The 14,908-nt window shown below is 71.2% G+C and carries 11 protein-coding genes; 3 read left to right on the top strand and 8 right to left on the bottom strand.

All coding sequences use genetic code 11. The features are described 5' to 3' along the window. Nucleotides 1–72: 72 nt before the first annotated feature. From ACTWQI_RS29740 to ACTWQI_RS29730, 3 genes are all read right to left on the bottom strand, one after another. Nucleotides 73–3,417 (bottom strand): S8 family peptidase, encoded by a 3,345-nt coding sequence (locus ACTWQI_RS29740; RefSeq protein ID WP_443275200.1) that lies wholly within the window; start codon nucleotides 3,415–3,417, stop codon nucleotides 73–75. Between the two features lie 621 nt (nucleotides 3,418–4,038). Further along, nucleotides 4,039–5,295, bottom strand: a complete 1,257-nt coding sequence (locus ACTWQI_RS29735) for a L,D-transpeptidase (RefSeq protein ID WP_443275198.1) — start codon at nucleotides 5,293–5,295, stop codon at nucleotides 4,039–4,041. A 185-nt stretch (nucleotides 5,296–5,480) separates the two neighbouring features. Continuing rightward, nucleotides 5,481–5,903 carry a hypothetical protein gene (locus ACTWQI_RS29730; protein ID WP_443275196.1) on the bottom strand — a complete coding sequence of 141 codons (423 nt, stop codon included), beginning with the start codon at nucleotides 5,901–5,903 and terminating at the stop codon, nucleotides 5,481–5,483. Between the two features lie 105 nt (nucleotides 5,904–6,008). Here ACTWQI_RS29730 and ACTWQI_RS29725 point away from each other — a divergent pair, with 105 nt between their 5' ends. Further along, entirely contained in the window at nucleotides 6,009–6,299 is a 291-nt protein-coding gene (locus ACTWQI_RS29725) for a hypothetical protein (protein ID WP_443275195.1), read from the top strand. 58 nt (nucleotides 6,300–6,357) lie between these two features. Here ACTWQI_RS29725 and hutH read toward each other — a convergent pair whose 3' ends face one another. The 5 genes from hutH to ACTWQI_RS29700 all read right to left on the bottom strand — a co-directional run bounded on the left by hutH (nucleotide 6,358) and on the right by ACTWQI_RS29700 (nucleotide 12,542). After that, a complete protein-coding gene (gene hutH, locus ACTWQI_RS29720; RefSeq protein WP_443275194.1) occupies nucleotides 6,358–7,932 on the bottom strand; it encodes a histidine ammonia-lyase in 1,575 nt (524 codons plus the stop codon). A 130-nt stretch (nucleotides 7,933–8,062) separates the two neighbouring features. Next, nucleotides 8,063–9,184, bottom strand: a complete 1,122-nt coding sequence (locus ACTWQI_RS29715) for a diguanylate cyclase domain-containing protein (RefSeq protein WP_443275204.1) — start codon at nucleotides 9,182–9,184, stop codon at nucleotides 8,063–8,065. Nucleotides 9,185–9,361: 177 nt separating this feature from the next. Beyond that, nucleotides 9,362–10,159, bottom strand: a complete 798-nt coding sequence (locus ACTWQI_RS29710) for an enoyl-CoA hydratase/isomerase family protein (protein ID WP_443275192.1) — start codon at nucleotides 10,157–10,159, stop codon at nucleotides 9,362–9,364. A gap of 104 nt (nucleotides 10,160–10,263) precedes the next feature. Further along, a complete protein-coding gene (locus ACTWQI_RS29705) occupies nucleotides 10,264–11,310 on the bottom strand; it encodes an adenylate/guanylate cyclase domain-containing protein (RefSeq protein WP_443275202.1) in 1,047 nt (348 codons plus the stop codon). Between the two features lie 347 nt (nucleotides 11,311–11,657). Continuing rightward, nucleotides 11,658–12,542, bottom strand: a complete 885-nt coding sequence (locus ACTWQI_RS29700) for a biotin--[acetyl-CoA-carboxylase] ligase (protein ID WP_443275190.1) — start codon at nucleotides 12,540–12,542, stop codon at nucleotides 11,658–11,660. A 288-nt stretch (nucleotides 12,543–12,830) separates the two neighbouring features. Between ACTWQI_RS29700 and ACTWQI_RS29695 the strand changes: the two genes are divergently transcribed. Beyond that, nucleotides 12,831–14,438, top strand: a complete 1,608-nt coding sequence (locus tag ACTWQI_RS29695) for an acyl-CoA carboxylase subunit beta (RefSeq protein ID WP_443275189.1) — start codon at nucleotides 12,831–12,833, stop codon at nucleotides 14,436–14,438. A gap of 32 nt (nucleotides 14,439–14,470) precedes the next feature. Continuing rightward, entirely contained in the window at nucleotides 14,471–14,677 is a 207-nt protein-coding gene (locus ACTWQI_RS29690) for an acyl-CoA carboxylase epsilon subunit (RefSeq protein ID WP_443275187.1), read from the top strand. The last annotated feature ends 231 nt before the right edge of the window (nucleotides 14,678–14,908 follow it).

Raw genomic sequence — 14,908 nt, 5'->3', positions numbered from 1 at the left:
CCTGACCGGTGGCCCAGAGCGTCTCCACATCGACCGGCTTCGCGCTGGCCGTTTGCGGCGCTGCGGTCCCTCTTACTTGCCCAGGTAGGCGTTGTAGAGCGACTGCGTATGCGTGTTGCCCTGCTTGTCGGTGACCGTGGCCCGCAGGGAGATGCCCTTCCCCGCCTTGGGATTCTTCACCGTCACCTTGCCGCCGGCGACCTTGACCTTCTTCCAGTGCTTGCCGCCGTCGTACGACACGTACACGGCCAGCGACTTCAGGTTCCGGCCGGCGGCCGAGCCCTCGACCGTGACCGGGATCCGGGCCATCGCACCGGCCTTGGCGGTGCTGTCCGCCGCGAGCGCCGGGCTGAACCGGACGGTCGAGGCCGGGAGCCGGGTCGGCTCGCTCGTCTTCTTCGAGGAGAACGTCCAGCTCGCGGTCAGCCTGGTCGTCACCGAGGCCACCTTGCTGCGGGTGACCGATGTGGTGAGTTTGTAGGCGGCCTTGCCGGCGGGCACGGTGAAGGCCGATCTCTCGTCCAGCGCGTCGTCGACGGAGCCGACCTTGACGCCGTTGCGGTACAGCGTGGTGGTCGCCTTGTCATACAGCGAGCCGCCGAGGTGCCCCTTGCCGTCCGCGTGGACCGGCAGCCTGCCCTCGATCGTGTTGCCCTTGCGACCGATGCCGAGCTGCTTGGTCACCTTCGGCCCGAAGACCCCGACGTTGAAGACCTTTTCGTAGCTCTTGCGGGGTTGGTAGGTCTTCGGGCCGATCGAGTAGACGGCCTCGAAGTCCTCGCCGCCGACCTGCGCGAAGTCGAGCGCCCACTGCACGCCCGCCCCGTTGACGTACAAGGTCCTGCTGCTCGGCAGCTTCACGGTAGGGCTGATCGCAGAACCGCTGTTGCTGCCGGGGATCAGCGCTATCGGCCAGAGGAGGCCGGTCCTGTTCTTCACCGAGGCGCCGAGCTTCACGGTGAGCTTGGCGAGGTCGGTCTTCTTGGCGTGCTGGGTGTAACCGGTCGCCAGCCGGCCGACCTGGCCGCCGTAGGCCAGGTCGTACTGGGTGCCGCCGCCCTTGGTCCAGGTGCCCGGGAACTGCTGGAACAGCTCGCCGGCCGCGGGCTTCGGGCCCAGGTGCGCGGTGCGGAAGCCCTTGTACGAGTCCAGCCACCAGCCGTAGCCGGAGGTGAGGTCGGGGGTCGAGACCGAGAAGGCGGGCGAGGCGAACACCGCCTTGGCCGCGCTGTCGGGGACCTTGATGTCGACCGGCTTCGCCGTCCGCGCGTCGACGGTCACCGTGGTCGGCTTCGTGACCTCGAGCTGGGGCTGGTTGATCCAGTCCAGGCCCTTGGACACCTCCTCCGCGTCGACGGCGATGTCGGAACTGAGGACGTAACGCCCCCTGGGCACCCGTACCTTGACCGTGCCGCTCTCGTCGTACGGGAAGAAGATCTTCCCCATGCCGAGGCCGCCGATGCCGTCCAGGAGCGTCGCGTAGAGCTTGGTCGGCTTGCCGTCGCGCCCGAGGTGCTTGACCGTCACGTCGTACGACTCGACCTCGCGGTCCACGGCCGCCGCCGTACGGACGGTGTGCCCGCCGCCGGTCGCCGTGATCGCGGCGCTGTACGCCCCGTCCAGGGTGCCGCCGAGCTTGGTGTCCACGGTGAAGGACACCGTGCCCTCGCCCTTCGGCTGGAGGGTGAGCTGCTGGGTGTCGGAGGTGAACATCCCGGCGGGTGCGGGCTTTCCGTCCGGTCCCGTGCCCTGGATGGTCAGGTCGAGGGTGACCGGCTCGGTGCCGAGGTTGCGGTAGGTGACCTTCTTGGTCACCGGCTGGTCGTCGGTGTGCGGCCACAGCTGGGTGCCGAAGCTCACCGAGGCCGGCTCGGCGACCACGGCCTGCTTGATGGCCTTGGCGACGTCGACGCGGCCCGAGCCCTGCTGAAAGGCGGTGTAACCCGTGCCGGGCTTCGTGGAGCCGGTGAGCGCGGCCTTGATGTGTGCGCCGGTCCAGTCGGGGTGCTGCTGGGCGAGGATCGCCGCCGCGCCCGCGACATGCGGGGTGGCCATCGACGTGCCGGAGATGGCGACATAGCCGGGCGCGACCGGCTTGCCCTCCTTGGCGATGATGCTGCCGGGGGCCGCGGCGGCACCGATGTCGACGCCCGGCGCGGTCAGATCGGGCTTGACGGCGCCGTCGCCGACGCGCGGACCGGTGCTGGAGAAGGAGGCGAGCTTGTCCTTCTTGTCGACCGCACCCACGGTGAGCGCGGCGTCGGCGCTGCCCGGTGAGCCGACGGTGCCCGGGCCGAGGTCGCCCGAGTTGCCCGCCGCGATGACGAACAGGGTGCCGGTGTCGGCGGAGAGCCTGTTGACCGCCTCCTCGAGCGGGTCGACGCCCGGGGAGTCCGGGCCGCCGAGGCTGAGGTTGACGATGTCGGCGCCTTCCGCGGCCGCCCACTCCAGGCCGGCGATGATGCCGGAGTCCTCGCCGTAGCCCTGGTCGTCGAGGACCTTGCCGTCGAGGAGGCCTGCGCCGGACGCGACGCCCTTGTACTTCCCGCCGGACTTGGCGCCCGTACCGGCGGATATGGAGGCGACGTGCGTGCCGTGGCCGAAGCGGTCCTTGGTGTCGGGGGACGCCGAGAAGTTCTTCTCGGCGACCTCCTGGCCCGCGAGGTCCGGATGCGTCTGGTCGACACCGGTGTCGAGCACGGCGATCTTCGTGCCCTTGCCGTCGAAACCGGCCTTCCAGGCTTCGGGAGCGCCGATCTGCGCCACGCTCTTGTCGAGGCCGGCCTTGTGGATGGCGTCCAGCCACACCGTGTCGACTCCGGAGGCAGCCGTACGGAACCCGGCGGCGCCCCGGGGCTCCCGGGTCAGCGCGTCCCACGCCGCGGCCGAGGACTGCCGCCCGGCCTGTACGGCGTCGGCGTTGATCCGCGGGAAGGTGCGGCGTACGTCTGTGTCCTCGGCAGCGCGCAGATCCGCCTTGGCAGCGGGCTTGGCGCCCCGGTAGGTGACGATGAGGCGCAGGCCGTCGCGGTGGGCCTCGCGGTACTCGGGGCGGCTGAGGGTCGTGACATCGAACAGCCGCTGATCGACCCGCCCTTGGCGGATCAGCTGCTGCGCGTCCCGCGGCACCACGTAGCTGTGGTCCGAGGTACGGCGGATCTGCACGGGTATGTGCTCACGGCCCTTGGCATGCCGGATGCTCACCGGTTTGCCCTTGGCGTCGACGGCGACCCGGTCACCGGTGATGAGGGTGATCCAGTGCGCCACGGGACCGGTGCGTCCAGTGAACTTCGTCGCCTGCCGAGCGGTCGTCCGCTCTTCTGCGACCGACGACGGGGCGGTCAATCCCGCCGTGATCGCCACGGCCGCGGCGATGGCGACCGTGGTGGCACCGGCTCTCTTGAGTTGTCTCTGCAACGTTCCCCCTGGTGTCGTTGTGCACCAACGGGGAGCCCCCCGGCCCCCCTGGAGTTGAGTATGCAGCTATGGGGTACCTGCTCAACAGTGGGACGAGGGTGACGAATTGCGGCACCAGCCGTTTCCCACCTCCTCATGCGGGTGCTCGCCCAGTGACCATGACTCCCCCTCCGGCCACAGCGCACACCCCGAGCGCGGAAGCGCCTCCCCGCTTCCCGCCAACCACGCGCGGCCAGGCCACCGCTGAAGCGCCTCACACGACACCGATCGGCAAGGCCCCGCGTGGGGAGGCGTGCCCGCGGTCGCCGTCACCGACGCCCAGCTGGCCGCCCGGGAGCCGTCGAGCAGCCACAACGGGCGGCGCCAGGCTGCCCAGGCACGCAAGCGCCCTCCCCGCCAACCACGCACGGGCCGCCACCGCTGGAGCGGCTCAGACGGCATGCGCCGCAGGCGCGGTGGCGGCGCCAGGGCGGCCGCGCACCGCGGCTCCGTCACGACGAAGGCGGCGGTCGGCGAGATGCCGACCGCCGCCTGGCGGTTGGAGAGGGGGCGGACCGGGCCGCCCCGGTGGTTCGGGGCGGCCGGGAGCCCGGGCTCCCGAGATCGAGAGATGACCCAGCGTCAGCTGAGCGCGCTGCCGGCGACCCACTCACTCCACGGCATGTTCCAGCCGTTGAGCCCGTTGTCCGGCGCGATGGTCTTGTCCTCGGAGTTCTGGACGACCACGACGTCGCCGATCATCGAGTTGTCGTAGAACCAGGCGCCGGGCTGCTTGCTGTCCTTGCCGCCCTTGACGTCGTTCAGGCCGACACAGCCGTGGCTGGTGTTGGCACTGCCGAAGATCGAGTCGGCGCCCCAGTAGTTGCCGTGGATGAAGGTGCCCGAGGTGGACAGCCGCTGGGCGTGCGGCACGTCCTTGATGTCGTACTCGCCCTTGCCGTTCTTCTTCTTGAAGCCGACGGTGGAACCATTCATCCGGGTCTTCGTGAACCTCTCGGAGATCACCATCTGACCGTTGTACGTCGGGTTCTTGGGGCTGCCCGCGGAGATCGGGATGGTCTTGATCGTCTTGCCGTCGCGGACGACCGTCATCTGCTTGGTCTTGACGTCGACGGTGCTGACCTGGCTGCGGCCGATCGTGAAGCTGACGGTCTTGTCCTGGACGCCCTCCACGCCCGGCGCGCCCTCCACACCGTCGAGGTCGAGCTTGAGCGTCACCGTGGAGCCGGCCTGCCAGTACCCCGCGGGCCGGAAGTCCAGACGGTTGGAGTTGAACCAGTGGCCGACGACCTCCTGGCCGCTGGACGAGGTCACCTTGATCCCCGACTCGACGGCCTTCTGGTTGACGATCGCCTTGTCGAAGTTGATCGACACGGGCATGCCGACGCCGACGTTCGAGCCGTCCTCGGGGGTGAAGCTGCCGATGAAGCTGTTGGCGGGGGAGACGGTGGTGATCGTGGAGTTCTCGGTCGCCTCACGTCCCCGGGAGTCCTTGGCCTCCGCGGTGATCTTGTACTTGGTGGAGCGCTCCAGCTGGGAGTCCGGCTTCCAGGACCTGGCGTCGGGGGACAGCGTGCCCGGGACCTCGGTGCCGGTCGCGACCGCGATCATCGCGACCTTCGTGAGCTTGCCGCCGGCGACCTTGACCTTGACGTCGTTGTTGATGCCGGCGTTGTTGGCGCCGTCCTTCGGGGTGATCGTTATTCGGGCGTCGGAGGCGTCCTTGGCGGCCTGCCGGTCCACCTGGGCCTGCGACTTCGCACGACCGTCGGTGCCGCCCTCGTCGCCGCCGTCACCGCCGCACGCCGTGAGCGTCAGAACGCCGCCGAGCAGCGCGGCCGCGGCCGCCAGGCTTCTGCGGCGCTTACCGTACGTCATCACACGCCTCTCCATTGCTACCGATGTCCCTGGATCCCCGAACCGGACCGTGGGTCACTACACCACAGAACACGGATTCCTATTCGTCCGGTTCCCCCGGGGGCAAGATTGTGGGGAACGCCACGTGCGAACGGGAGGGCCGCAGGCCGCACAGGGGGGCCGCTCGGGGCCTTGAGGACCGGTTTTCACGCCCTTCTGGCGCCGCCTTCCCCCTGCGGCTGGTCTTCATCCTCACGAATGACCTCGAATCCGTCGAGCTCCTCGTCCCCCTCGCTCTTCTCGTCGAGGTCGTCGAGGTCGTCGAAGTCGCCGAGCCCCCACTCCGCGGCCTCCGGATCGTAGTCGACCAGCTCGCTGCTCCAGGAGGCCTGGGCCAGCTCCACCCCGGGGACGCCGCGTACCAGGTCGACGGGGTCGACCAGGTACGAGAGCGCCTCCGCCGTGTCGTCCCGGACCGCGGACCGGGCGTGGCCGCGTTCCTCGTCGGGCATGAACTCGTCCTCGCCGATGCGATCGAAGGCGGCTCCGGTGAGCTCACCCTTGTCGGTGACCTGCAGCACGAGTTCCACACCGAGCCGCACAAAACGTGATGTCTCGTCAGTTCTCATGCGCGGAGCGTAAGGGGCCCGGGACTCCAGACTTTCCCACGACCCGCACCTGTTACTAACATCTGCCCGGACGGCCAATTCTCCGGTGCCAAGGGGGTCCGTTCCGTGTCCGCACGTCGCCCGCTGCTGACCGCAACCGCCGCGGGGTCGGTGCTCTGCGCACTGTGGTTCGTCCCGTCGGCCAACGCGACGGTGGAGGACTCCGGGCCCGCTCGGAGCCGGGTCGAGACGGCCGCGGCGGAGAAGTCCCCGCAGGGCGGCTCCCAGGACCTGGCGCTCGCGGACACCGGCAGTGTGGACACCACTCCCTATCTGGTGGGCGGGACGGTCTTCCTCGGGATCGGCGCGGTCATGGTCGCCGCCACCGCGCGCCGCTCCCGTACAACCGAGCTCTGACCTCGCCGCCGCGGCGGAGCCAGGCCGGAGCGAGAGCTGAGCGCGGTCTGCGCGGCGCTCAGGCCAGCGGCCCCGTCACGGACTCCGCGGCCCGCGCGAGCCTGCCCGACCGTACGAACGCGTCCGCGGCGGCCAGGTCCGGTGCCAGGTAGCGGTCGGCGCCCGGCCCCTCGACCCCCGCATCGCGCACGGCGGCCAGCACGGCCCGCGTCGCGGGCGCCGGGTTCAGGCCGTCGCGCAGCTCGATCGCCCGGGTCGCAGCGACCAGCTCGACGGCGATGACCCGCGTCAGGTTGTCCACGGCGTGGCGCAGCTTGCGCGCCGCGGACCAGCCCATCGAGACGTGGTCCTCCTGCATTGCGGAGGACGGGATCGAGTCGACCGAGGCGGGGACGGCGAGCCGCTTCATCTCGCTCACCAGGGCGGCCTGGGTGTACTGGGCGATCATCAGGCCGGAGTCGACGCCGGGGTCGCCGGCCAGGAAGGGCGGCAGGCCGTGGGAGCGGTGCTTGTCCAGCAGCCGGTCGGTGCGACGCTCGGCGATCGAGGCGAGGTCCGCGGCGGCGACGGCGAGGAAGTCCAGGACGTACGCGACGGGGGCCCCGTGGAAGTTGCCGTTGGACTCGACCCTTCCTCCCCCATAGCCTCCGGCATGGGAGGGACCCCCAAGCAGCACGACAGGGTTGTCGACCGAGGACGCGAGCTCGCGGTCGGCGACCAGCCGCGCGTGGGCGAGCGTGTCGCGGCCCGCGCCCGCGACCTGTGGGGCGCAGCGGACGGAGTAGGCGTCCTGGACCCGGGGCGCCTCGTCCTGGTGGTGGCCGGTGAGGCCGGAGCCCGTCAGGATCTTCAGCATGTTCGCGGCGCTGACGGCCTGACCGGGGTGGGGGCGAATCGCGTGCAGCTCGGGAGCCAGCACCTTGTCGGTCCCGAGCAGGGCCTCCAGGGTGAGCGCGGCGGTGATGTCGGCCGCGGTGAACAGCCGCGCGAGGTCGGCACAGGCCATCACCAGCATGCCGAGCATCCCGTCCGTGCCGTTCAGCAGCGCCAGGCCCTCCTTCTCGCGGAGGACGACGGGTTCGATGCCGTGCGCGTCGAGCAGCTCGTGCGCCGGGCGCACGACCCCGTCCGGGCCTTCGGCATCGCCCTCTCCCATGAGGGTGAGCGCGCAGTGCGAGAGCGGCGCGAGGTCGCCGGAGCAGCCGAGCGAGCCGTACTCGTGGACGACGGGGGTGATGCCCGCGTTCAGGATCGCGGCCATGGTCTGCGCCACCAGCGGGCGGACGCCCGTACGCCCCGAGCAGACGGTCTTCAGCCGCAGGAACATAAGGGCCCGCACGACCTCGCGCTCGACGTGCGGGCCCATGCCGGCAGCGTGCGAGCGGACGATGTTGCGCTGCAGCTGGGCCCGCAGCTCGGGGCTGATGTGCCGTACGGCGAGGGCGCCGAAGCCGGTCGAGACGCCGTACACCGGGTCCGGCTTGGCGGCGAGCGCGTCGATGACCTCGCGGGATGCGGCGAGCGCGGCCAGCGCCTCCGCGGAGAGCTCGATCCGCGCTTCGCCGCGGGCCACGGCCACGACGTCCTCGGCGCTCGTCCCGGACGTCCCCACCACCACAGTGTGCATACTCATATTCAGGCACCCTAAAGACTGAATCTCTGAATGTCACCCGGGGTTCCGCACCTGTCCCCGAGCGCGAGCGCGGGCGGACGCCCCGGGGCAGGCTAAGGGGCGCGGCCCGTCGGCGACCGCATGACGAACCTCAGCCCCGGCTGCGGAAGCGACGGCGCTCGGGACCGCGCTCCGGAGGCGCCTCCGCGAGCCGTACGACCGGGTCGTCCGGCCCCTCGCGGCCGGCGACCACCGGCTTCTGGGAGCGGGCCGCCTTCGCCCGGTACTGGGCGGCATCCGCGAGGCGGAAGAGGCGGCGGGCGGATCCGAGTGGCCCGATGGCCTCGCCGGTCGAGGCAATCCCGCAGGCCACCCCCTCGCCGAGGTCCAGCTCGGACGCCCGGCGGCACAGATCCTCGGCCGTGCGCACCACCTCGTCCACCGGCGGCCCCACCGCCAGCAGACAGAACTCGTCGCCGCCGAGCCGTGCCACCAGAGCGCCCGGCAGCATCGCGCCGCACAGCGACAACAGCGAACCGAAGCGCTCCAGCAGGCGGTCCCCGTATGCGTGCCCCAGCGAGTCGTTGACCTCCTTCAGCCCGTTGATGTCGCAGACGACGAGGCTCACGACCGTACCGTCGGCCAGGTGCCGTTCCACCGCCTCGTCGAGCCGCTGGTCCACCAGGCGGCGGTTGGCCAGGCCGGTCAGCGGGTCCGTGAAGGCGAGCCGGCGCGCCTCCTCCAGCCGCTCCGTCTGGGCGATCCCGGCCGCCGTCACCGCCGCCAGAACCGTGGCGAAGTCCGCCTCGTCCCGGTCGAAGCCCGGCGCCCCGGTCCCGCGCGCCACATACAGCTCACCCCAGGCCCGCCCGTGCAGCACGATCGGCGCGACCACGCAGCAGCCACGTCCCCGCCGCCGCAGGGCCGCCGCCCTCCCCCAGCCGCCGCTCCTCGGGGGCACGTGACGGTCAGGACCGGACGGCGCGTCCCGCGGTTCACTCGCGGCGGTTTCCACCCAGGCGTGCGGCTCGCCGCCCCCGGCCCACCGGTCGTGCAGGAACTCGGCGATCTCCGGGAACTCGTGCACCGGGTACGACTCGTCCTCGGGGAACTCCTCCTCGCCCTCGGCGAGTTCGCCGACGTTGACGAGCACCCGGAGCCGCCCGAGCTCCCGCTCCCACACCGAGAGCGCGGCGAAGGTGCCGCCGAGCGCCCGTTGGGCACGCTCCGCCGCGGCGCGCAGGGACTCGAGCGGGCTCTGCGCGGCGGCCATGGCCTGGGCCAGCCCCACCACGGCCCTCAGCCGCGCATCACGTCCGCCGCCGTCGCCCGACACCGGATCCTCACATTCCGTGAACGAATGCACACCTTGCAGTCCAGCGTAGGAACATTTGACGCCATTCGCCCCGTTCGGACGATGAATCTTCATGTTCGTGCTCGCTTCGCGGGTCTACTCTCCCGGCCACTGCGGCGTGCGCTTCTCATTGAAGGCCGCGACCCCCTCCGCTCGGTCACCGGAGAAGGCCACGCTCCGCCACGCCGCATCCTCGACCTCCAGGCCCGCTCGCAGGTCCAGCCCGTGGCCGAGCCGCAGGGCGCGCTTGGCCGCGCGCAGTCCGAGCGGCGAGTTCGCCGCGATCCGCCCCGCCAGCGCCAGCGCCTCGGCGCGATCCTGCCCCGCCTCGACGAGCGTGTCCACCAGCCCCAACTCCCGCGCCTCTTCGGCCGCCACTCGCCGCGCGGTGAAGACGAGCTCGGCTGCCCGGGCGACACCGACGCGCCGCGGCAGCAGCTGGGTACCCCCGCCACCGGGGATGACACCCACCGACACCTCGGGCAGCCCGACCACGGCGGTCCGGTCCGCCACGATCAGATCGCACGACAGGGCGATCTCGAAGCCGCCGCCGAGGGCGAAGCCGTGCACGGCGGCGATCGTCGGCATCGGCAGCTCCAGCACTCCGGTGTACGCGGCCCTGGTGTACGGGCGCTGCTTCCCCAGATCGGCGTCGGTGAAGGAGTTGCGCTCCTTCAGGTCCGCGCCGACACAGAAGGCCCGCTCATGGCTGGAGGTCAGTACCACCACCCGCACGGTCCGGTCGTCGGCCAATGCCGCGCACGCCTCCGCGAGAAGGCGCGCCATGTCCGTCGAGACGGCGTTCATGGCCTTGGGCCGGTCCAGCACGAGCTCCGCCACATGCTCCCCGTGCCGCCGTACGACGACCCACTCCCCGTACCGCTGCTCGCCCATCTCGCGCCCTCTCGGTTAACGACCGTGAACCTGACGCGAGGCATCATCGCATCGGCGGCCGCCGACGAGCAGGAGGGGACCGGGCAGCACGGAAAAGGTGCCAGTCAGCCCCTCCGGGTCAGCAGCCACGGCTCCACGATGCCCAGCCCTCGCACCGGCCGCTGCCACATCGGCTGCAGCGCGAAGCGGTACGGCGACGCCGGCGCCTCGCCCTCCTTCTCCGCCGCCGCGGCCTCCGCCTCCGACTCCGGCGCGTCCCCGGAGCGCATCAACTCCTCCGCGAACGCGCCGTCCACCAGCACCGCATCCTTCGGCGCTATCGACGTCAGCCGGCTCGCGAGATTGACCGTCGTCCCGAAGACGTCGCCCATGCGGGTCGTCACCGTCCCGAAGGCGATGCCGACCCGCAACTCCGGCATCGTCTCGTCATGCGTCATCGTCTCGATCAGCCGCAGCGCGATCTCGCTCGCCGTAGCCGCCTCGTCCGCGGCGAACAGCACCTCGTCCCCGAGTGTCTTGATCAGCCGACCGCCGTGCGCCGCGACCAGGTCGGCCGCAGTGGTCTCGAAGGCCTCGACCAGCTCGCCGAGTTCCTCCTCCTCCATCCGCCGGGTCAGCCGGGTGAAGCCCACCAGGTCCGCGAAGCCCACCGCCAGCCGCCGGTCGACCATCTCCTCGTCGTCCCCGGCCTGCACCACCCGTCCCGTCGCGGCGGCCAGCTGCCGCCGCCAGACGTACACCAGGAACTCCTCGAGCTCCGGCAGCAACAGCTCGACCAGCGGATAGGTGACCTCGGTACGGGTCATGCCGGGCTCCGGAGGCTCGGTCAGGCCCTCCAGGAAGGAGTCGATCTGCCACTCGGCGAGCCGAGCCGTGGTCTGTCCGGTGGACCGGGCCACCTGCACGGCCATCGGCTCGCTCAGCAGGCCCGCCTCGACCAGACCCGCCAGCCGCCGCAGGGCGAGTACATCCGCTTCCGTCAGGGCCTTGGCCTGACCGATGTCGGCGAAGCCCATGGCCCGCCAGAAGCGTGAGGCCAGCTCCATGGAGACGCCGGCGCTGCGCGCGGCCTGGAAGGGGGTGTAGCGCCGCTCGGCACCCAGGATCAGCTGTTCGAGCCGGAGCGTGAGCGGATTTCCCTCGTCCGGCACCTCGGCGTCCTGGGGGTCCTGCGGGGCTACGTCCTGGGCTGCGTCCGGCGCTGCTGGGGCCGCCTCCTGGGCCGAAGTCCGCTGGCGAGCGGCGCGCGGAACCCCGGAGGGAACATCGTCGGAGCGCGTGGTGCGGTGCGGGTTCGGGTGCTGGCCGTCCGCACCCTGCGGGCCCGTGCCACCTCCCGCGCCCGGGTCGTCCACGGTCACCGCCCGCCCCCTGTCCGATCCCTGCGCACAGCCCTGCCGATCACTTCACGCCGCTCCGCCCGCTCCGCCTGGTCCGGATCCCAGTTCCTGCCTGGTCCGGCGCCTCAACGATACGGCAGGTGTGCCCTAGCTCACTCTTATCCGGCCGCCCGGAGATGGACGATGTCCCCGGCCCCCACGGGCTGCTGCACACCGTCCTTCGTCGCGAGGACGAGTCGGCCGTCGCCGTCGACCGCCACGGCTTCCCCGATCAGCTCGCGCTCACCGGGGAGTTCGGCGCGCACTGTTCTGCCGAGGGTCGAGCACCCGGCGGCGTACGCCTCCTGCAGCCGGCTCGCCCCGGGGTCGCCGTCGGCCGCCGTCCAGTCCGCGTACCACCGTTCGAGCGCCCGCAGGACGGCCCTCAGCAGCGGGTCCCGGTCCAGCGAGGCCGCCCCGGCGAGGGCGAGCGACCCGGCGTCCGGCACCGGCAGCTCCTCGGCGCGCTGCGACACGTTGAGCCCGATGCCGATCACCACGCCCTCTCCGGCGCGCTCGGCGAGGATGCCGCCGGCCTTGCGCTCCTCGTCACCGACCTGCACGAGCAGGTCGTTGGGCCATTTGAGCGCGGTGTCGACGCCTGCGGCGCGGGAGAGCGCGGTGGCCGTAGCGACCCCGGCCAGCAGCGGCAGCCAGCCCCACCGCTCGACCGGCACGTTCGGCTCGAAAAGAACGGAGAAGATCAGCCCGGAGCGGGGCGGGACCGTCCAGTGGCGGTCCAGCCGCCCGCGGCCGGCCGACTGTTCCTCGGCGACGAGGATGGTGCCTTGGTGAGCCTGGCCCGCCCGCGCCCGGTCCGCGAGGTCGGTGTTGGTGGACCCGGTCACCTCGACCACGTCGAGGGAGGTCCACAGCCCGTCGGGCCGGACCAGCGCCCGGCGCAGGGCCGCGGCGTTGAGCGGCGGCCGCTCCAGGTCGGACCAGCGGCCTTCGGGGCGGTGGGGCTCCGGATTGCCCGGGGTGCCGGGCGGCTTCGGGGTCATGCGGCAAGCGTAGGCCGGGCTGCGGCGCTCGGCCCGGCATGATCAGCCATGTCCCGCCCGGTTGGACGGATCCACATCGGCCCGATCGGACGGATACTGGCCACACAGGCTCCGGAGGGCCGGATCCTTTCCCAGCCACCGGTCACCGGAGTGCCCGTATCAGCTCTCGGGCCGCCCGCGAAGGCCGAGCGATGTGGCAAACACCGCACTGCCACAGCGCAACGTCGCCGATACGCTACGGGTCGGTAGCCCAGATCGACGTCCAGGACGAGCAGGAGCCGCATCCCGATGTCCGAGCCGGAACACGCCCCAGAAAACAATCGAAGCAGCCACACCACCGCGGGGAAGATCGCGGATCTGCAGCGGCGCATCGAAGAGGCGACGCACGCCGGCTCGCAGCGCGCCGTCGAGAAGCAGCACGCGAAGGGCAAGCTGACGGCCCGTGAACGGGTGCACCTGCTCCTCGACGAGGGGTCGTTCGTCGAACTGGACGAGTTCGCGCGCCACCGCTCGACCAACTTCGGCCTGGAGAAGACCCGCCCGTACGGCGACGGCGTCGTCACCGGTTACGGCACGGTCGACGGCCGCCCGGTGGCCGTCTTCTCCCAGGACTTCACGGTCTTCGGCGGCGCCCTGGGCGAGGTCTTCGGCGAGAAGATCGTCAAGGTGATGGACTTCGCGCTGAAGAACGGCTGTCCGGTCATCGGCATCAACGACTCCGGCGGGGCCCGGATCCAGGAGGGCGTGAGCGCCCTGGGCATGTACGGCGAGATCTTCCGCCGCAACACCCACGCCTCCGGAGTGATCCCGCAGATCAGCCTGATCGTCGGCCCCTGCGCGGGCGGCGCCGTCTACTCACCCGCGATCACCGACTTCACCGTGATGGTCGACAAGACCTCCCACATGTTCATCACCGGTCCCGACGTCATCAAGACGGTCACCGGCGAGGACGTCGGCTTCGAGGAGCTCGGCGGTGCCCGGACGCACAACAGCACCTCCGGCGTCGCGCACCACATGGCCGGTGACGAGAAGGACGCCATCGACTACGTGAAGTCGCTGCTGTCCTATCTCCCCTCCAACAACCTGAGTGAGCCGCCCGCCTTCCCCGAGGAAGCGGACCTGGAGCTGTCCGACGAGGACCGCGAGCTGGACACGCTGATCCCGGACTCGGCGAACCAGCCGTACGACATGCACCGGATCATCGAGCACCTCGTCGACGACCACGAATTCCTCGAGACGCAGCCGCTGTTCGCGCCGAACATCGTCACCGGCTTCGGCCGCGTCGAGGGGCACCCGGTGGGCATCGTCGCCAACCAGCCGATGCAGTTCGCCGGCTGCCTCGACATCGACGCGTCGGAGAAGGCCGCCCGCTTCGTCCGCACCTGCGACGCCTTCAACGTCCCCGTGCTGACCTTCGTGGACGTGCCCGGCTTCCTGCCCGGCACCGACCAGGAGTACAACGGCATCATCCGGCGCGGCGCCAAGCTGATCTACGCCTACGCCGAGGCCACCGTCCCGCTCATCACCGTCATCACCCGCAAGGCCTTCGGCGGCGCGTACGACGTCATGGGCTCCAAGCACCTGGGCGCCGACCTCAACCTGGCCTGGCCGACCGCGCAGATCGCGGTGATGGGCGCGCAGGGTGCGGTGAACATCCTGCACCGCCGCACGATCGCCGCGGCCGAGACGCCGGAGCAGGCGGAGGAGGTACGGGCCCGGCTGATCACCGAGTACGAGGACGCGCTGCTCAATCCGTACGTGGCGGCCGAGCGCGGTTACATCGACGCGGTGATCATGCCGTCGGAGACCCGGCGCCAGATCGTCCGCGGTCTGCGGACGCTGCGCAACAAGCGCGCGGCCCTGCCGCCGAAGAAGCACGGCAACATCCCGCTGTAAACGCACGAGCCGCACAGCCCTTGGAGGCGCTCATGTTCAAGGTCGTACGGGGCAACCCGACACCCGAGGAGCTGGCCGCCGCACTGGCGGTGGTCCAAGCCCGCGCCGCGGCGGCCTCGTCCGCGACTGCGGCGCCGCAGGAGCTGGACGAGTGGGCGGACAAGACCCGTAATGTGCCGCGCCGCGCGCTGCCACAGCCGGGCCCGAAGGCCTGGCGCAGCACGCACTGGCCCAGGTGACCGGCGGGACGGGCGCGGTCTTCGGGGGACGTCTCTAGGCCCTATCCGGCCGATCATGCCGGGCTCGCGTGCCCTGGCACCGCACCTCGCCGCGTTGTCGTCGGTCGCCGATGCTCCGCATGGACTCCCTCCTCCGCCTTGCGATGCACGGCACCAGACCCCGCTCACTGATCCGGCCTGACCGACCGGACAGGACCTAGTCCCTCCGGGCCGTGGGGGGGGGGGGGGGGG

Source organism: Streptomyces sp. KR80, assembly GCF_052245555.1.
GTDB lineage: Bacteria > Actinomycetota > Actinomycetes > Streptomycetales > Streptomycetaceae > Streptomyces.
This window is presented reverse-complemented; position numbering and strand designations above follow the sequence as displayed.